The organism is Stenotrophomonas rhizophila (assembly GCF_007667275.1).
Classification (GTDB): Bacteria; Pseudomonadota; Gammaproteobacteria; order Xanthomonadales; family Xanthomonadaceae; genus Stenotrophomonas; species Stenotrophomonas maltophilia_AE.
Genome location: NZ_VDQT01000003.1, coordinates 171,099 through 189,465 on the forward strand (window position 1 = coordinate 171,099; position 18,367 = coordinate 189,465).

18 protein-coding genes are annotated in these 18,367 nt (G+C 65.0%); 14 read left to right on the forward strand and 4 right to left on the reverse strand.

Annotated features, from left to right (window positions below):
* Positions 1 to 5 precede the first annotated feature (5 nt).
* The 14 genes from FSZ13_RS11370 to FSZ13_RS11430 all read left to right on the forward strand — a co-directional run bounded on the left by FSZ13_RS11370 (position 6) and on the right by FSZ13_RS11430 (position 13,249).
* Positions 6 to 1,295 (forward strand): hypothetical protein, encoded by a 1,290-nt coding sequence (locus FSZ13_RS11370; protein ID WP_145479732.1) that lies wholly within the window; start codon positions 6 to 8, stop codon positions 1,293 to 1,295.
* 7 nt (positions 1,296 to 1,302) lie between these two features.
* Positions 1,303 to 2,418 carry an IpaD/SipD/SspD family type III secretion system needle tip protein gene (locus tag FSZ13_RS11375; RefSeq protein ID WP_145479734.1) on the forward strand — a complete coding sequence of 372 codons (1,116 nt, stop codon included), beginning with the start codon at positions 1,303 to 1,305 and terminating at the stop codon, positions 2,416 to 2,418.
* Positions 2,419 to 2,610: 192 nt separating this feature from the next.
* Positions 2,611 to 3,726 (forward strand): IpaD/SipD/SspD family type III secretion system needle tip protein, encoded by a 1,116-nt coding sequence (locus tag FSZ13_RS11380; RefSeq protein ID WP_186308910.1) that lies wholly within the window; start codon positions 2,611 to 2,613, stop codon positions 3,724 to 3,726.
* 400 nt (positions 3,727 to 4,126) lie between these two features.
* The gene (locus tag FSZ13_RS11385; protein WP_145479738.1) at positions 4,127 to 4,711 is read left to right on the forward strand and encodes a hypothetical protein; all 585 of its coding nucleotides are present in this window, start codon (positions 4,127 to 4,129) and stop codon (positions 4,709 to 4,711) included.
* Between the two features lie 301 nt (positions 4,712 to 5,012).
* Positions 5,013 to 8,036: a hypothetical protein gene (locus FSZ13_RS11390; protein ID WP_145479740.1), complete on the forward strand. Its 3,024-nt coding sequence runs from the start codon at positions 5,013 to 5,015 to the stop codon at positions 8,034 to 8,036.
* Complete coding sequence (locus tag FSZ13_RS11395; RefSeq protein WP_186308911.1) at positions 8,033 to 8,281, forward strand: acyl carrier protein; 249 nt, start codon at positions 8,033 to 8,035, stop codon at positions 8,279 to 8,281. Before FSZ13_RS11390 ends, FSZ13_RS11395 begins: the two co-directional genes overlap by 4 nt.
* A complete protein-coding gene (locus FSZ13_RS11400; RefSeq protein ID WP_145479744.1) occupies positions 8,278 to 8,883 on the forward strand; it encodes a lytic transglycosylase domain-containing protein in 606 nt (201 codons plus the stop codon). Before FSZ13_RS11395 ends, FSZ13_RS11400 begins: the two co-directional genes overlap by 4 nt.
* Before the next feature lie 180 nt (positions 8,884 to 9,063).
* Positions 9,064 to 10,242 (forward strand): PrgH/EprH family type III secretion apparatus protein, encoded by a 1,179-nt coding sequence (locus FSZ13_RS11405; protein WP_186308912.1) that lies wholly within the window; start codon positions 9,064 to 9,066, stop codon positions 10,240 to 10,242.
* Between the two features lie 28 nt (positions 10,243 to 10,270).
* Positions 10,271 to 10,579 carry an EscF/YscF/HrpA family type III secretion system needle major subunit gene (locus tag FSZ13_RS11410; protein WP_145479747.1) on the forward strand — a complete coding sequence of 103 codons (309 nt, stop codon included), beginning with the start codon at positions 10,271 to 10,273 and terminating at the stop codon, positions 10,577 to 10,579.
* A gap of 75 nt (positions 10,580 to 10,654) precedes the next feature.
* Complete coding sequence (sctI, locus tag FSZ13_RS18405; RefSeq protein WP_186308913.1) at positions 10,655 to 10,942, forward strand: type III secretion system inner rod subunit SctI; 288 nt, start codon at positions 10,655 to 10,657, stop codon at positions 10,940 to 10,942.
* Entirely contained in the window at positions 10,939 to 11,772 is an 834-nt protein-coding gene (gene sctJ, locus FSZ13_RS11415; protein WP_186308914.1) for a type III secretion system inner membrane ring lipoprotein SctJ, read from the forward strand. The genes sctI and sctJ overlap by 4 nt, the downstream gene beginning before the upstream one ends.
* Positions 11,762 to 12,316 carry a hypothetical protein gene (locus tag FSZ13_RS11420; RefSeq protein ID WP_186308915.1) on the forward strand — a complete coding sequence of 185 codons (555 nt, stop codon included), beginning with the start codon at positions 11,762 to 11,764 and terminating at the stop codon, positions 12,314 to 12,316. The genes sctJ and FSZ13_RS11420 overlap by 11 nt, the downstream gene beginning before the upstream one ends.
* A complete protein-coding gene (locus tag FSZ13_RS11425; protein ID WP_145479752.1) occupies positions 12,297 to 12,989 on the forward strand; it encodes a hypothetical protein in 693 nt (230 codons plus the stop codon). The genes FSZ13_RS11420 and FSZ13_RS11425 overlap by 20 nt, the downstream gene beginning before the upstream one ends.
* The gene (locus FSZ13_RS11430; protein WP_145479754.1) at positions 12,989 to 13,249 is read left to right on the forward strand and encodes a hypothetical protein; all 261 of its coding nucleotides are present in this window, start codon (positions 12,989 to 12,991) and stop codon (positions 13,247 to 13,249) included. Before FSZ13_RS11425 ends, FSZ13_RS11430 begins: the two co-directional genes overlap by 1 nt.
* A 36-nt stretch (positions 13,250 to 13,285) precedes the next feature.
* Here FSZ13_RS11430 and FSZ13_RS11435 read toward each other — a convergent pair whose 3' ends face one another.
* The 4 genes from FSZ13_RS11435 to FSZ13_RS11450 all read right to left on the reverse strand — a co-directional run bounded on the left by FSZ13_RS11435 (position 13,286) and on the right by FSZ13_RS11450 (position 18,345).
* A complete protein-coding gene (locus FSZ13_RS11435; protein WP_145479756.1) occupies positions 13,286 to 15,199 on the reverse strand; it encodes a DUF885 domain-containing protein in 1,914 nt (637 codons plus the stop codon).
* 164 nt (positions 15,200 to 15,363) lie between these two features.
* Positions 15,364 to 16,041 carry a DUF502 domain-containing protein gene (locus tag FSZ13_RS11440; RefSeq protein ID WP_145479757.1) on the reverse strand — a complete coding sequence of 226 codons (678 nt, stop codon included), beginning with the start codon at positions 16,039 to 16,041 and terminating at the stop codon, positions 15,364 to 15,366.
* 143 nt (positions 16,042 to 16,184) lie between these two features.
* Entirely contained in the window at positions 16,185 to 16,640 is a 456-nt protein-coding gene (locus FSZ13_RS11445; RefSeq protein ID WP_145479759.1) for a DUF4442 domain-containing protein, read from the reverse strand.
* 79 nt (positions 16,641 to 16,719) lie between these two features.
* Positions 16,720 to 18,345: a CHASE2 domain-containing protein gene (locus FSZ13_RS11450; RefSeq protein ID WP_145479761.1), complete on the reverse strand. Its 1,626-nt coding sequence runs from the start codon at positions 18,343 to 18,345 to the stop codon at positions 16,720 to 16,722.
* Positions 18,346 to 18,367 lie beyond the last annotated feature (22 nt).

Genomic DNA, 18,367 nt, shown 5'->3' on the forward strand with positions numbered 1-18,367 from the left:
ACTCAATGACTGACGCAATCACATTCAACACCGCGCGCTCCACTCCGCTGATCCTGGAGTCGAACCTGAAGGGCGCCCATGGGCAGGACACCTCCGTCCCGTCGGAACTGCTTCCCATGGACGAAGACATCGTCCGCCTCCTCACCGATGCGGTCGCTGGGAAGCTGTTGGTTGGCCCGGAGGCCGGCGACGACCGCAGCAGCCCTGCGGTGCCGGTGCAGCTGCGACCGGCCACCATCACCGTACATGAGGCAAGCGTCCGCCTGACCGGGATCATGAGCAAGCTGCCGACGGTACTGTCCGCTCTGATCGGCAGCCAGGATCCGGCCAAGGCCGAGGAGGGCGCCATCATTCGCGCAGCCGAAGGGGTCACGACCCACGGCTCTGTCCGCTCACTCAACGACGGCACAACACCTTCCGCGCCGGTGGACGGCACGACCGGCGTAGACGCAGACGCAACCGACCGCTCCGCCAACGCAGGTGGCTGGCTGGTCTCCAGCCCCTTCAGCAGCCTGCTGGCGCTGCTGCGGCAGCTCCTGCTGAAGCTGGAAAAGCACGATCGCGACAACAGCGCGCAGATGGTGACAATGCAGCGCAACATCACGATCATCGCCGGCGACAAGGGGGTTGAAAAGGCGAAGGAGGGCTTCGGTGGTGCCGTGGGAGCGGCGGCACTCACCGGCGTGATTGGCGGTGCGGCGATGCAGCGTACGGTCAAGGCGACCGACATCCAGGCCAGCAGCCTGAAGAAGAATCAGAATGTCGGGACCAACGCGAACGTCGCAGATGCGAGGACGAGCGGCGGTATCAAGGCCGCTGGGACCCCCGCCGACCAGCTTCGCGATGCGCGGAACCTGGACGGGAGTCCGGTGCAGGCCCAGAGGAATGGCGGACAGCCCAACGCGGATATCCAGGCTGATCTGCACGCGGACACGCGCGCAATCAATCACTCGGCCAGGAATGGTGCAGAAGGGCAGACGCCTGAGCCCCTGCATCAAGCCAATGCAAATTCCATGGCGCAAGCGCAGATTCCGGCCAACCAGAGCGCAGTCCTGACCATGCTGGGGCCGGGCCTCGGAAACACGATCTCGGCAGGTGTGCAGATCGAGGCCGAGATGACCGAAGCAGAGCGCCAGCTTGCACTTCAGGTCGCGGACGTTTTCCGGCGCATCGCCGATGAGCAGCAGGACCAGGCCGTCCGTTCCCGTGAGATGCGCGACGCAGCAGCACAGCTGTACGAAAGCCTGCTCAACCTGATCTCCGCTACCAGCGCCCATATCATTCAGAAGTCCTGAGGACGCCATGGAGATCATCAAGCACGCCGCCACACCCGTGACCACGTACCCGCTGCAGGTGTCGCAGGGGGATATCCAGCAAAGCGTCCTGGAAGCACCCGCGCTCAACCCGGAAACCCGTTCGCGGCTGCTGCAGCTGGGACACCCCATGCGGGGCGCAGCGCGGGCCGCAGCTACGCGCGCCGCACTGGTGGTTCAGCTCATGGAGCAGGGCCTTGGAACGTTGGGCACCCCGCACACCGAGGTTCTTGCCGATCCTGCCGCGTTGGAGGAATTCAATCGGAAGAAGCAGAAGGAGGGCACGCTTGCGTCCAGCCTGCGTGTTGCGCTGGATGATTCCCTTCGAACCCAGGCTGAGCTGAAGAACGCCCTCACCTTCCTGTTGCCAAAGATCGCACCGGGATTGGTGGCGGACGAGGACGCAGCGGCAGGCGAGCCAGGCTCATCGCCACAGATGCAGAATCCTGCCGATACAGATGTCAGTGGTCTTGTCTGGAACTCGCACGGCGAGTTCTTTGCACAGATCGGCGAGCTGCTGGAAGTGCTGAAGAATGAATGGTTGAGCAAGTATCAAGACGCCTTGGCGAAGTTCCTCGATTTCTATAAGAAGTTCTCCGACATCATGGAGGGGTTGAAGCCGTCCGCCTCGGGCGACAAGGGGAATGTCAAGATCGACTTCAGCGAGGTACATGCAGAGCTCACCAAACTGGCCAAGGAATATGGCCTCGACGACAATGCGCTTGCCTCGTTCTCATCGGAGAAGGAAGCCAAGGCGTTCAGGGATTCGCTCGGTCTTCCTGGGCTCAAGGTGACTGGCCCAGCGCAGGATGGGCAGTTCCACGTAAAGATGGACGTCTCAGCGGTGGATGACCTCATTTCCAGCATGGAGAATCCGAACATCCCTGGCTGGCCCCTGCCAAGCACGCTGGTGATGGATAGTGCCCAATACAACGCATGGGTCTCCCAGAAGGACAGCAACATGGAGCAGGTCAAGCACATCAGTAAGGTGCTTGGCGAGAAGCTCAATGAGATGACCCAGAAGTACGACAATATCGTGAAGATTCTAAGCTCGTCGATAGACAAGATGTCCGAAGCCAACAAGGCCTACGTGCACAACACTTGATGCGCGAGATCTGTCACAGCGCATCTGGTCAGCAGCAAAGAAGAGACATGGCATGGATCACGCACTCTGCACCTGACAAGCTCAGTCGGCCGCTTCCGCGGAATGCGCGGCGCTGCGGCACGGCCGCACCCAACCCTTACCCGGCTGGTGTCTCCCACCAGCGCCAGAATCATTAAAAATGCTGAGTACGCAATGGAAATCGCCAAGCACGCCGGCACACCGGTGACCACGTACCCTCTGCAGGTGTCGCAGGGGGATATCAAGCAAAGCATCCTGGAGGCACCTGCCCTCGATCCGGAAACCCGTTCGCGGCTGCTGCAGCTGGGACACCCCATGCGGAGCGCAGCGCGGGCCGCAGCTACGCGCGCAGCGCTGGTCGTTCAGCTCATGGAGCAGGGCCTTGGAACCTTGGGCACCCCGCATACGGAGGTTCTGGCCGATCCTGCCGCGTTGGAGGAATTCAATCGGAAGAAGCAGAAGGAGGGCATCCTTGCGTCCAGCCTGCGTGTTGCGCTGGATGATTCCCTTCGAACCCAGGCGGAGCTGAAGAAGGCCCTCACCTTCCTGTTGCCAAAGATCGCACCGGGATTGGTGGCGAACGAGGACGCAGCGGCTGGCGAGCCAGGCTCATCGCCGCTCATGCAGAATCCTGCCGATACAGATGTCAGTGGTCTTGTCTGGAACTCGCACGCCGAGTTCTTTGCACAGATCGGCGAGCTTCTGGAGGTGCTGAAGAATGAATGGCTGAGCAAATATCAGGACGCGCTCGCCAAGTTCCTCGATTTCTATAAGGAATTCTCCGACATCATGGAGAAGCTGAAGGTCAAGGCCGAAGGCGACAAAGGCGATGTCATGATTGGCTTCGGTATTGTCCGGAAGGATCTCGAGGCGCTGCTGAAGAAGTACGCGCTGCCAGAGAACGCGCTGGCTTCGTTCTCGAGCGAGGCAGCGGCCGAATCTTTCAAGGATTCATTGGGGCTTCCAGGGCTGGCCGTTCAGCAGGCAGATGACGGAAGCTTCAAGGTAAAGATGGATCTTTCCGCGGTCGATCAGCTTGTCGAAAGCATGCCGAAGAAGCCGTCATATCCGGGAATCGGCGACGACTGGTCCATCGCGTGGGACAGCGCCCGGTACAACGCATGGGTTTCCTCCAAGGACAGCAACATGGAGCAGATCAAGCACGTGAGCAAGGTGTTGGGTGAAAAGCTAAACGAAATGACCCAGAAGTACGACAACATCGTGAAGATCCTCAGTTCATCGATTGACAAGATGTCGGAGGCGAACAAGGCCTACGTGCACAACACCTGACCATCCGCATTCGCCGAGTCGCAAGGTCAGGTAGGCGGGTGTGCGGAAAGTTCGCAATTGTTGTAGTGAGCCTGCGCTCGTCCATCGTCACTATTGCGTAAGCCGATCCTTCCACCTTCGGCTGTTACCCATGGCTGCCTGGAGAGACACTTTGCTTGGTGTGAACGCTGACCCGAGCCGCCCTGCGGTGCGGATTGAATCGCCTCTCAATCCATTCCTGAGCGGCGTGCTGGATAGGCTGTCTCTGTGTGAGGTGAGGAATGCTCCAAGCTATACCCGCTGCCAGCTCGCATACACGCCAGGCATACACGAGCGAAGGACGCACGGGCACGCGATCGGCGTATCCCACGATCTGATGGTCGCGGGTCTGGCCAAGGCGAATCGCCGGGAGGCGGCTGCCTTGAACAGAACGCTTGCGCTTCTCAGTGTGCGGACGGGCGATAACCTGGGTCCTGGGCTGCTGGTTTACCTCACCGCGACGGGTGCGACGCGGGCCGGTGTGGACGCCTTGCTGCGCGCAGTTCCTGGTGACCCTATGTTGGCCCAATGTCGGGAGAAGCTCGACGCAGCAATCATAAGGATTGGCATCAGGGCGGGAAGATTCACGCGCGGTCAGCCTGACTCCCCCTACAAGGGTTGCAGCCGGTCCAGGAAGTTAAGTGACGCAGTCGCCGCTGGTAAAAAGGTCGTGGCTGACTGCGCCGCCCAGATTGGTGGTCAGGCGTTATTGGGTGGAATTGCCCAGGCCATTTTGCCGGAAGCGATGACGAACAGCATTTCCGAACGAGATCCCGACATGTTGGCGAAGTTCCAGCAGCCCGAGGGCACACCGAAGATCGGCGTCGTCCTGCACCCCGGGCACGCCAGTCTGCTGGATCAACGCTTGAGAGTGGGCGTGGAAATGGGTGGTGCCGACAACCTGACGGACGCGATATTCCACCTGCTCAAGGCGCCCGAGTACGTGGTCAGGGCGCCCCGCGCCTGAGCATCACGTGACCATTGCAAATCAAGAACGAAGTCTCATCGAGGCTCGCAAGAAACAAGCTTAAATCGATGTTTGGAGAGATAGTATGCCTCATGTAAACACAAATCCCGTTGGGTCGGTCGCAGCGGCACGGCCGCCGCAGAATGCGCTTCTGCGTGGTGTGTTGGGAAAGCTATCCCTGAAAGATGTGCGCAATGCTCCCAGCTTTTCGCGGTGCCAGCTAGGCAGGACGCCAGGCATTCATGAGCAGACGTCGCATGGCGATGCGATCGGGTATGCCCACGATGTCATGAAGGAGGCCATGCAGACTGCTTCCGGGAAGGACGCCAAAGCTTTGGGTAGAACACTGGAGTTGCTCAGCTATAGTACTAACGACAATCTTGGCCCGGTGCTGCTGGTCCATTTGACTGCAATAGGCGCCGTGCGGGAGGGCGTCGCTGCTCTTCTGCGGGAATCGCCGGGTGATGAAAAGCTGGCAACGCATCTCAAGCAGCTCGACGATGCCATCGTAAAGACAGGGATCAAGGCCGGTAAGTGTGAGCTGGCTGAGCCCGACGCGGTCTACTTGGCCCAGTACCCGACCACCGAGAAAGTCTGCGACGCGGTTGCGGCGGGTAAGAAGGTCATGACCCACTGTGCAGCCAAGATCGGCGGTCCGGCATTGCTGGCCGGTATAGCCCAGGCTGTACTGCCACAAGCCATGATGGACAGTCTGGCTGAGCGACTTCCCGAACGTGCCGATACGTTCTTGAAGACCGAGGGAGTGCCGGAGTGGAGCGAGGTATTGCAGGCACAGGCCGCATGGCATCTGAATAAAGTATTGAAATCTCAGTTGGAGTCTGGAGGCACTGAGGACCTGCAGAGCGCGGTCATTCAGCTGCTGAAAACGCCCGAGTACATCCTGCGTAGTCAGCGCGGAGGCGAAGGCGACGATTCGGACGGGTTGCGGCGCCCCGATATGCCGGCGGACGCCCCTGCGTGGGTCAAGCAAGGTGTCAAGGATGGGGCGCCGATTCTATACAACGTTGTCAACTGCGGCGGCAATTCTCAATCCAGCGGTTCCCACCGCTGTGGGGCGCAGTTGGAACAGATTCGCAACCTCCTTAACGATGCTCGCGAAGATTCCTACGAGCGAGGCAGGCTGACGGAGATCGTGCGCTTCCAGGAGCATCACATTGATCGGCTGGAGCGCGAGCTGCAGGCTGAGCGGGAGCGCAATGGACCGGGAGAAGTCCGCGCCAGGAAGCTGCAGAATGAGCGTCGGAACAACGCGTCGGTGGGTACGGGCCCGTTGGACGGAGAGCTGGATTCGATGCCCGACCTTGACGCGGGGAGGTACCAGGCAGATCGCAGGGGCGCCGGCGTTGACCAGACTGATAACTCAGAACATCCCCCCCAAGGGCGAGAGCATCTGAGCAATGCGTCGAACAACGCCTTGCCTCCTGACCTTGATCTCGGCCCGATCAACCCCAACGACAGGGCCTGGGCACTCTTGCAGAATCACACCGGCGGGACCGACGAGATTGATCGCTCCGGTCAGCAACGGCAATACCAGCTCCACAACCCGGCGAACGGTGTCATACCGCCAGACGGTAGCCTTGACCGGACGCCGGATCAGGACAATGGTGGCGGGCTCGTGCGGCGGCAGCTGGGCGGCGATGATCAGACAGACCGTTCCGACAGCCGGCCACTGCACGACTTGCTGCAGCGCGGAGCTAACGGCGTAGTGCCGCCGGGTGACGACCTGGGGGATGTTCCGCCCTTGGAAGATGCGCCCGACCGCGCCAGTCTTCAATCTGACGGGACGGATCATGCCGACAGCTCGAACCGACATGCTCATCAGCAGCGACTGGGCGCTGGCCAGGTGTTGGCACCGCATCAGTCAGAGCGCTTCGACCCCGGTGGCGCAGCACCGTTAGATGGCGCCGCAGTATTGGGTGAGTTCGAAAGGTATCTGCAGGCGCTTGGAAGAGAGCAGACCCCGCGTCCGCGCGATCCGCTGCAGCCGATTGGTCCCCGCAGGATGGTCCAGTACGGAAATGGGGAGCCAAGCATCCTGGCTAGCGACTTCGCGGAATACCGCGATCGGCGCGCACTGGCGTCCAGCGATTCGTTCACCCCATTCAGCACCGGCAGGGTCGGGACGCCTGTGGACGCGGAGAAGCCTGAGTTGATCAAGCTTATCGACAAGCATGGACCCGGCAATCTCTCCCCGAAGCACGTGTTGGAGCACTACAAGCGGCGGCCTGCGAAGGCAACGTCGGTTGCCATCAGGAGCCCGGACACCACGCTCGACCTTGCATTCGCTTCAATGAGGAAAAAGAGAATGGAAGCATTGTATTCCGCAAGTACCCCGACAGCTCGCGCAATGCCGCCACGGACGCTTTCAGCTCAGCCGGAGTCCAGTCCGGTGGCGCAGTCCGATCTGAGGGGCGCCAATGTGAGCTTGCGCTCGCTCTCCAATACGATGTCGTCCAGCGACGACCGCAGCCCAACGCGCGCCGAGATCCTCGCCGATTCCCGCTCTCCCAGGGGTGAGCTGCAGCGCCAGGCGGGTGTTGATCAAGGGCTGCAGTTTGCCCGTAGCACATCGCGCCTTGGAAGCGGCGTCGCACAGATCGTCAAGAACTCGGATCCGCAGCCGCAGAGCCAGGTATTCGCTGGAAGAACGCTGAACTCGTCCAACCTCGGGCCGAGACCTCGCAACGAAGAACTGCAGCAACCCGGTGCGTTCGTCAAGGCAGCGAATGACGGCACGGCGCCTGTGCCGCGGTCGGCGCACATGGTCGCGCTTGAGCAGGCTGTCCAGATGCTTCGCCTGCGAAGGTCTGCGGAACTCGGGAAGACTGCCGGTGACGAGTCGACTGACACCTATTCCCTCGCGCCCTTTAAGCGAGGCGTCTCGGAGGACAGCCAGGATTCCGGGAACGGGTCGCCCACACGACTGAACGAACGTGATTGGGACACCCCTGTCAAGCGGGTGGCCGACGTCGAATCGGCGCGTCTGCAAAAGTACCCGCGTGTGCAGGACCTTGATCTGTCGTTCGCGCCGGTTCGCCACGTCCAGGTAAGTGATGCGTCGACCGACGGGCCAGAGGAGAAGCTTGTACATGTAGAGCACCACGAGCATGTCGTCCATGCAAAGAGCCAGAGCACCATTGACCAAGCGCCCGTGACCCTGTGGTCGACCCAGCCGTCTCTCACCGCAGCGCTGAGGGCTCAGCCGTCTGTCCATATCTCAAATTCGGCTGACAGCATGGACGCCCTCATCCAGGAGCTGACGGAATCGTTCCAGAAACGCGCGGCAGCGCAGGCCGCGACGTGACCACGGCACTGACCCTGCAGGACCTGCGAAAACTGGCGGCCGCCCATCTTGGGCGGCCTCTGGAAGAGATCGGGTCGCAGCAGCGGCTTGTGGAAGACCTGCAGGTGGATTCGCTGGAAATGCATGCGCTGCTGATCCAGATCGAAGAGGCATGCGGCCGGCTTCCGGATCCGGAATTGATGGAGCAGGTGGTCACTCTCGCCGACCTGTACCTTGCCATCATGGATCCGGAAGCCCTGCAGTGAAGACGCTGCCTGCGGCGTGGGTGGTGGCGCTGGCCGCCGCCACCGCGCCGGCCAGCGCCGCGCCGTTCTACGCCAGCCTGGACCGTCATGGCCAGCTGCAGATCAGCGCTGCCCCCAGCGAGGGGGCCAAGGCGTTCGACCCACACCGGCCGTACCGGCCCTCTCCCGTCGTACCCAAGGCATCACCCGCACCCCGCGCCGCCCCACGCGCGGCCTCGCGCTGGAACGCCATGATCGAGCAGGTGGCCGCCGAGCACGGCGTGGAGGCTCGCCTGCTGCACGCCATCATCAGCGTTGAATCCGCCTATAACCCGAAGGCGCGCTCGCATGCGGGCGCGCTCGGGCTGATGCAGGTGATTCCGGCCACCGGCAAACGGTTCGGTGCCGACGACCTGTTCGACCCGCTGCAGAACCTGCGCGCCGGCACCGCTTACCTGGTGTGGCTCAAGCGCCGTTTTGGCGGCGACCTGGAGCTGATGCTGGCCGCCTGCAACGCAGGCGAGGGCGCGGTACAGCGCCATGGCAATCGCATTCCGCCGTTCAAGGAAACGCGCCAGTACGTCACGCGGGTCACCGCGCTGTACCGCGCCGGGCTGTATTGATCACCTGCTGATCGCGGCTCGCTGCAGCACCGCCGTGCGTGCCGTACTACAAGAAAATGCAGTGCGCGGACATTGAAACTTCTTTCATGGTTGGGTTTCAGGGTAACTGTCAGTCTGCGCGTCGTCGCCGCAATGCCCTCTTGCATCGCGCATTCGCCCCTGATTTATACCCGGACGCCCATGCTCTCCGCCCACAAGTTGAAACTGCTTTCCGGCCAGCTCGATGGCGTGGAATTTACCCTGTCGCCTGGCGACACCGTGTTCCATGTTGGTTCGGCGCGCAGCCTGCACGAGAACCAGCTGGGCGCCACCCTGGCCAACGCCGACAACGTGTTCTACATCCCTGGCGATCTGGCACCGGCGTCGTTCCGGATCCAGGTGGCCGACGAAGGCGCACGGCTGGAAGTCCGCGCCGAAGGCCATGACCGCTGGTCGCCGCAGGAACTGCCACTCAATGCGGTGGTGCATGTCGCCGGCCTTGCGCTGGCGGTGCGGGCGGAAGGTGAGGCGTGGTCGTCGGCGGTGCTTGACCACCGGCTTCCGGTGGTTGTGGACGAGGGCAGCGCGCCGCACGCCACGCCGCGACCAACACGTGCAGCCGGTCTGCGCGGCTGGGCCGCCGCGGCAGCCGTGGTCGCGCTGGTCGCGGCCGGCGGCTGGTGGAGTTACGACCGGCAGCGCCCGGCCGCCCAGGTGCGTACGCTGGAAACGGCCCTGGCCAGGTCCCCCTATACCTACACCGTGGTGCACGACGAAGACGGGCGCCTGTATGCGTTCGGCGACAGCGCCGAGGCGGTGGCCTGGGGCCAGCGCGCCAGCCAGCGCGCGGGTCGCCTGCATGATCAGTACCGCGAGCGGAACGCCGAGGCGGCGCGCATCGGCGCGGTGCTGGACAGTGCCGGCGTGCCGTATGCGGTGATCCGCCTGCGCAGCCCGCAGGAGCCGGAAGTAGTGATCACCGCCCTCGGCCTGGATGACGCCGGGCGCCGCCGCCAGGTGCAGGCGCTGCTGGCTCCGCAAATGCCGTATGCCACCCGCATCGACGTGCGTTCGGTGGGCGACGCGCAGCTGGTGGAGATCGCCCGTGCCGAGCTGCGCGCGCGCGGCATCAGTACCCGCACCGGCGCACAGGCCGGGCGCGCGAGCGTGTCCAACGATGTGTTCCTGGACGACGCCTCGCTGCATGCCATGGCGCGCTACCGCGACGACTTCGTGCAGCAGTGGGGCGAGCGCCGCGTGCGCATCAGCATTCGTTTGTGGGACGACCTGCTCAAGGGGCGTTCCTACCAGTATTCCCAGGACCAGCTGCTCTCCGTGGGCGAGGGTCGCTGGGATTTCTCGACGGCAGGCAGCCGTTGATCCATTTCCTTTTCCTGGAGTAAATGCAATGACAGATGCCAACAAGTTCGAGGCGTCCAAGTACACGCCCGATTTCAAGGAGTGGGGCTGGCTCGGCGATCACAGCGATCGATTCGACCATGGCGTCACGACGTTGAAGGAGCAACTTGACGAGGCCTTCAAGGCCCTGGCCGGCGATGGCCAGGAGGGGGGCGTCGAGGGTGATCCGACCAACCCGGCCTACCTGGCCAAGTACCAGACCGCGTTGTCCGGCTACACGACCTACCGCACCCTGCAGTCGAACTCGGCCAAGAGCCTGTCGGACATGCAGAAGCAGAACGCCCGCAACCTGGGTTGATGACGCACCGGCACCGGTGGCCATGCCGCCGGTGTCGGCACCCCACGCGGGCACGTCCCGCAGGAGATTTTCCCCGTGCTAGTAACCCAGATCGCAACCGACATCGATGCCAGCGGTGTCGCGGAGGGCAGCGCCGTAACGCTTTCCGATCGCATGAGCCAGGCCCTGGCCCGGACCTACGTCGGCGCAGGCGAGGACCTGGCGGCGATCCAGGCCGCCAGCAACAACCCGGCCACCGCATCCAGCCCGGCGGCACTGCTGGAACTGCAGCTGAGCCTGGCCGACTACACCAAGCGCATGATCGTGGCCGCCGGCTTGGCCAACCACGCCAACAAGACCGTGGAGACGTTGCTCAAGTCATGAACATGCCGCCTATCGTGGCGGCGCTGCGCCGCTGGAGCGGCCGGCGCCTGCTGCTGCCCGTGCTTGCGCTGCTGCTGCTGGCCGGCTGCGCGCGCAAGCCGCTGCTGGAGGGCCTGGACGAGCGCCAGGCCAACGAGGTCATCGCCGTACTGCTTCGCCACAATATCGATGCCGACAAGCTCAACGTGGGCAAGGGTGGTTTCCAGGTGAACGTTTCGCCGCGCGACCTGCCCGAAGCCATCGAGCTCATGCAGCGCAACGACCTGCCGTCGGCCCCGCGCAGCCAGGTGGCCGCGTCGTTCCCGGCTGACAGCCTGGTCAGTACCCCTCTGGGCGAACGTGCCCGGCTGATTTCCGCGGTGGAACAGCGGCTGGAGGAATCGCTGCAACTGCTGGACGGCGTGCACTCCACTCGCGTGCATCTGAACTACGACGCCAACCTGGGTACCGAAGGGCGTCGCGCCGAACGCCGCCGCATGCATGTGGCGGCGGTGGTCGCGCACCATCCCGGGATCGACGAGGAGGTGCTGCTGCAGTCGGTGAAGCGTTTCCTGCGCAATACCTTCGACGGCATCGAGTACGACAACGTGTCGGTGATCCTGACCGAGGTGGAAGGCCCGCGCACGCTGGCGGTGACCGCCGGCACCGATCGCAGCCTGCCCCTGGGCTGGATCGTGGCTTGTGGCGGCATTGCCGTGCTTCTGCTGTTGGGCGGCTGGGTGCTGGTTCGCCTGGTGCCTGCCGTGGGCAGCAGGGTGCGCGGCCTATGGCAGCGGCTGTCGGCGCAGCGTGGCAACAACCCCGCCGGGGGCCGCTGGCGTGGCGCATGAGGCCCTGCACATCGCGTACGCGCCCGCGGCGTATTACCGCCCTTGGCAGGCGGTGTATGCCGGCGGCACCGCCGATCAGCAGCGTTGGTTGAACACCGCGCTGCTGCGCCAGCGACGCCTGCCGTTGCCGGCGTCGCTGCAGGCGCCGGACGACCCGTTGGCACGACGCCTGATCGGGCTGTGGCCGCGGCTGCCGCAGGTCGCCACGCTGATGGGCGCCGCCCGGCTGCGCGACTGGGTACCGGCACAGCGCGGCTGCGCGGCCTTGCCTGCCACCGTGCAGGCGTTCATGCGCGCGGGTTACGGCGACGACCGACCCGTCGTGCTGCCTGCCATGCCTGCTGTCAGCCTCGCCGACACCCTGCTGCGCTGGGGCGGCGCTGAACTGCAGCCGCTCGGCCTGCTGCTGCCGGCATGGCTGTCGACGCGGCTGTGCCTGCCGTTCCTGCCGATGCGGGCGGAAAACGAGTGTCCGCCAGACAGCGGGCACGTCGACATGGATCTCTTCTGGAATGCGGTGACCTATGCTGAAAAGCTTTCCTGAGCACGCGCTGCGCCATGCACAGGGCGGGGTGATCGCACCCAGCGCGTTGGGCCATGCGGCGCGCGCGGACCAGCTGGAATCGGCCGCGCGGCGTCGCGCGGCCCACGTGCTGGGAAATGTTCCGGCCCAGGTGGATGCTGCCGTGGCGCAGGCGCGCATGGACGGTTTCGAGCAGGGCTACGCCGATGCGATCAGCGAAGCGGTGCCGCTGCTGGCCGCCGCGCTGGGTGATGTACAGGCGCTGCGTGCGGCGGTGCTGGGGCAGCTGCGCGAGGTGATTGGCGCCAGCCTGGCCGCCGAAGGCGTAGACGCGGCCCTGGTGGTCCGGCGCTGCGAGCAGCTGCTCGGGTCGGGTTCCAGCGACCTGGTGCTGCATGTGCCGGATCGAACCCCCGCGCTGGCTGATGCGGTGCGCGCAGCCTTGGCGCAGATGCCGACCCCGCCTGCGCTGCAGCTCATGCCCACGCGTTCGGCTTTGCCGATGCTCAAGGCCGGCCCGCTGCTGTTTGAACTGGACCCGGTCACTGCCATCGCGGCGGCCGTGGAAGCCAGCGTGGATGCCGCTGCACTGGAAACGGCCGCGCGTCAGCGCGCCGGTGCGTATGCCGCCGGGATCGATGCCCGGCTCAAACGGTTGCCGTTCCCCGTAGACCTTGCTGGAGTGGAAAAATGATGCTGGAAAAACTGGGGGCCGTTGCGCCCGCTGCCTCCTTGACCCCGGCCGGACAGTCGCAGGCGCTGCTGCAGCGCATGCAGACGGCCTTGGAGGAGTCGCCGACCAAGCCGCCGCCGGACCCTTTCGCGCACCTTACGCCGGAAGAGCGGAAGGCCATCACCGATGAAATGATCAAGAACCAGTGGACCATCGATTTCATGCTGGCCATGATCATGGGCGATGAGGAAAAGCTCGGTCCGAAACCCGACGAAGATTGAGGAGGACGGCGGGCCGCATTGCGGCCCGCTTCCGTTTCAGGGGGTCAGCGCCGGCACGGCGGCGGGCGCGGCGATCCAGCGATCGATCTTCGCTTCCAGGATATCCAGCGGCATCGATCCATCGCGCAGCACTTCGGCATGGAAGCGCTTCGGGTCGAAGCTGGCGCCCTGGGTCCGCTGGGCCTTGTCGCGCAGCTCGATCATTTTCAGTTCGCCCAGGCCGTTGGCCAGGGTCTGGCCGGGCAGGGCCATGAAGCGTTCCACTTCCGCGGTCGCATCCGCGACCGGCATGTCCGCAGTCTTGACCAGGTAATCCACCGCCTGCTTCTTGCTCCATCCTTGAGCATGCACGCCGGTGTCGGCGACCATGCGTGCGCTGCGGGTCAGGGCGCCTTGCAGGTAGCCGATGCGCTCGTAGGGGTCCTGGTAAACGCCGAGGGCATCGCCCAGCGATTCGGCATACAACCCCCAGCCTTCCACGAAGGCGACGTCACCGCCCAAGCGGCGGAAACGCGGCAGCTTGTCCAGTTCCTGCTGCAGGCCCAGCTGCACGTGGTGGCCGGGAATGCCTTCATGCAGGAACTGCGCCGGTGCTGACCAGCGCCGGCGGCTGGGCAGGGCGCTGGTGTTCACGGACAGCACGCCCGGTCGCATGCCATCGGGCAGCGGTGGCTGGTAGCTCACCGCCGCCGCGCTGGCAGCACGGTCGGCCTCCACCGCGCGGATTTCCAGCGGTGCCTTGGGCAGGGTGCCCAGCAGCGTCGGCAGGCGCGCGCCCACCTGCTGCTGCAACTGCTTGTAGCGGGCCAGCAGCGCGTCCGGGCTGGCGTACTGGAAGTCCTTGTCGGTGCGCATGGTGCGCAGCAGCTTCTGCTGCGAGCCGCGGATGCGGTTTTCCTTCATCACCGCCGCGATCTGTTCCTGCAGCTGCGCCACGCGCTGTTCGCCCTGCGCGTGGATCTGCTGCGGGGTCAGCGTGCTGGCGGTGCTCTGCACGATGTTCTGGCTGTACCAGGCGAGGCCGTTGGGCAGCGCGGACAGCCCATCGCTGCTGCGCGTGGCGGGCAGGTATTCGGTGGCGATGAAACCGCGCAGGGCGCGGTAGGCCGGCATCAGCCGGTACTCGATCATGCGCTTGTATTCGGCGGTGATGCGGGTCTTGTCAGCCTCGGAAAAGTCATCGGGCATGTTGCGCACCGGCGCCCAGAAGATGCTCTCCTCGGCGGTCGGCTTGATCACCGCATCCAGCTGCGGCAACACCTTCTCCATCAGGTCGCGCGGCTGCACCACGCCGGCTCGCATGCCGTCGCGCATGTTGGCGATGGCCTGTTCGAACAGCGGCGGGATGCCCAGCGAGCGCCGCGACCAGGCGTCGTAATCCTGCACGCTGTTGAACGGCTGCGCGCCGGACCCGGAGCCGAGGATGGCCATGATGCTGCCCAGGTTGTAGTACTGGCTCACCGGCAGCATCCAGCCGGGATACTTTTCATTGGCCAGGGACATGCGCGCGTCGCGCACGAAGATCTGGTAGCTCAGCAGGTCCTGGCCGGTAAGGCCGTCGGGCCCGATCTTTTCAACCTTTCCCAGCCACTCTTCGGTGAAGTCGTGCGATTGCTGGCGGTACGCGGCCGAGAGGATGTTGGGCAGCTGGTCGTTGTGGCGGCTGTCGCCCTGGAAGGTGGCCTGCAGCGGATTGAGCCGCATCGAGGCATCCCAGTACTCATCGTAGATGCGTTCGAGCTGGGCGGCCTTGCTCTGCTGGCGCACCAGCGGCTGGCGGGCCGGCGCGGCGGCGGGCCGTGCCCGGGGTTTGGCTTTGGGTTTGGCCTGGCGCGTCTGCGCGGCTGCCGGACGGCTGGCCTTCTTCTTGGCGGCCTCGGCTGGCGCGGCGGCGCTGAAGACCAGCAGCGACGCAATGGCAAGCGCCAAGGCACGGGCGGGGTAGGGCATGAAACGCTTCCGTAAATCCTATACAGACCCGGGAGCTTGCCTGATTCATCCGGGCGCGACCAGCGCCAACGCCCCGGTCAGGCGACCCACGTACAGCGTAGAGACACGCCACGCGTGTCCACGCCATCCAACCCGAAGCCGATAGCTAGGCCTCAGGCCCCCATTCAGCGCTCACCAGCACGGGTAAACGGCACCGTCTCCGGCGCCACGGCGCCCCCGGAGATGATGAAACTCATGGCCTGGTCCACCGTCCAGTCGGTCGGGGTGAGCAGTTCCACCGGCACGATTTCCAGGTAGCCGGAGGTCGGGTTCGGCGTGGTCGGCACATATACCGCCGCCAGTTCACGACCGGTGCCCTGTTCACGGATCACCCGGGTCACCAGGCCCACCGCCTTCATGTCCCGGTGCGGGAAGTCGATCAGCACCACGCGCTGGGTGGTCCCCGGCTCGGTCTGCAGCATGTCCAGCAGCTTCTTGGCGCTCTCATAGATGATGCTGGCCAGTGGAATGCGCTTGATCACCGCGCCGAACCAGCGCAGCAGGCGCTGTCCGATCACCCGACGGCTGAGCACGCCGACGCTGAGGATCACCAGCAGGGTGGCGAGCAGCCCGATCACGTTCTGCATCCACTCGACCTTGACCCAGCCCAGGTAGTGCGGGAACGAAGCGGCGATCTGCGCCGACAGCGGCACCACCACCGGGCTGCTGATGCCCGAGAGCAGCACGAACACGAACTTGATGACCACCCAGGTCAGCCAGATCGGCAGCAGGGTGAGCAGGCCGGTCAGGAACAGGCGCTGCAGGGAGGGGCGCGGAACAAGGTGGGGGGCTTCGGGCGACATCCTCGCATTGTAGCGGGGCGGCGGCCCCGGTGAGGCGCCTTTCCGCGCTGCCGGGACATCCATTGCGGGAACGCTGCGTCGCTGCATGCCATGCGTGTCCTGTGTGCATCCCATACACTCCCTGGGACACGCGTGGCGTGTCGCTACGTGCGTGCCTTCGGCTTCAGGCGCAGGTAGACCTGCTTGCGTACCCGGGCGATCACTTCGCCCTTCTCGTCCACGATGTCGTTGCTGAACCAGTGCAGGTATTTGCCGCCGTCGGCGGTGGCGGCCCGCAGCTGGTCCAGCAACGCCTCATCCAGCCGGAATTCGGCACTGACCGTGCCCCGGCCGGGTTTCAGGAACTCGATCTCGCCCGCCCGATCCCACACGTAGTAGTCCCGCCCAAGGTTCTGCATCACCGTCAGCATCCAGAACGGATCGGTCATCGCAAACAAGCTGCCGCCGAAATGCGTACCCACATAGTTGCGGTTCCACGGCCGCATGCGCAGCTCGACGCGGACGAACCGATAGTCGGCACTGACCTCGGTGACATGGATCCCGGTAAACAGGAACGGCGGCCACAGATTGAGTCCGAGGCGGAACAGGCTGGCTTTCATCGGCGGCGGTCGCGCAGGGGAGGTGGCGCGAGTCTAACATTCGCAGGCGTATGGACGTCACGGCGCGCAGGGCGTGGCGTTACGCGCCTTCGTCCATTGCGTAGCCGTCGCGGCCGGACGCCTTGGCGCGCTGGAGCGCGGCGTCGGCACCTTCGAAGTAGTGGCGCGGTTCGGTGGTGGCGGTGGGGACGTGGGTGTACAGGCCGACGCTCAGGGTGATCTGTTCGTTGGCCGCCGCGCCATCGGCAAGGGACATCTGCCGTACGGCGGCGATCAGGTCCTGGATCACCTGTACCGCGCCTTCGGCCGTGGTGTCGGGCAGCACCAGTGCGAACTCGTCGCCGCCGAAACGTGCCGCCATGTCGCGTGGGCGCCGGGCGTGGGCGCGGATCTCGGCGGCGATCCGGCGCAGCACGACGTCGCCGGCCGGCTGGCCGTGGCGGTCGTTGTGCCGCTTGAAGTGGTCGACGTCGATCAACGCAAGCGTCAACGGGCGACCGCTGCGGCGGGCCGCGTCGTGTTCCAGCTGCAGGGTCTGTTCGAAGTGCAGGCGGTTGCCCAGGCCGGTCAGAACATCGCTGTTGGCCTGGCAGCGCCAGGCGTTGAACCGCCACAGCAGCCACGCGCAGATCATGGCCAGCATGCAGGCCAGTGCAGCGGCGGGGGCGAACCACATATACCCGACCCGCAGCAGCACGAAGCTGGCCAACAGGGTCAGGGGTAGGGCGACCATCGCGCTTGCCAGCGCGCGCCGCCGGCTCAGTGCCAGTGCACACAGTGCCACCAGCAGCCCGCTCAACAGGGCCTGCAGCGGCAGCCCGGGCACGTTGATGGCCTTGCCGGCGAGCAGCATCGACGCCACGTTGGCCTGGAATTCGGTGCCGCTCATCCAGCGCTCGCGCGTGGCCGGGGTACGGAGGCGCGGGGCGATGCCGCTGGCGGTCATGCCCACCAGCACCAGGCGGTCGCGCAGCAGGGCCGGGGCGATGTCGCCATTGAGCACGTCCGCGTACGACACCTGCTGGACGTTGTCGGGCGCGCCGGCGAAGCGCACGCGTACGTAGTGGTTGCGATGCCACTGGTAGGGCGAGGTCGGCGCGGGGTTGGCGTCGCGCTGGCCCGGCAGCGGGCCGCGCATGTTGGCCAGCGCCAGTCCCAGTGCGGGCCAATGCGGCGAGCCGATCCCGGCGCTGAGGTACAGGCCGCGCGCGACGCCGTCGGCGTCCACTTCGATGTCGCTGTGGCCCAGCGTGGACGCATTGGCGGCGATCATCGGGATCGGCAGCCGTTCCTCGGCCATGTGCGGCCCGCTGGACGGCGTGGCCAGCACCGGCAGCACCACCTGGCCATTGCGACGGATGGCGGCCGCCAGCTCTGCATCCTGTGCGCTGTCCTGGCGGTCCGCTTCGGACAACACCAGGTCCAGCGCCACGCGACGACTGCCAGCGGCGGTCAGCCGGTCGAGCAGCCGGGCATGGGTGGAGCGCGGCCAGGGCCACTGCCCCAGTTGCTGCACGCTGGCGTCATCGATCGCCACCACCAGCAGGTTCGGGTCAGCGGGATACTCCCAGCCGCCCACGAACGTGTCGTAGATCGCCTCGTCCAGTTTCCAGAACCACTGGCCCCCGCTCGCCACGGCCGCCAGAACGCCCACCAGCACCGCAAGCACGATGCGCCGGGGCCAGGAGAGCGCAAGCGGCCTCACGGCAGCAGGAGCAGCAACAGGC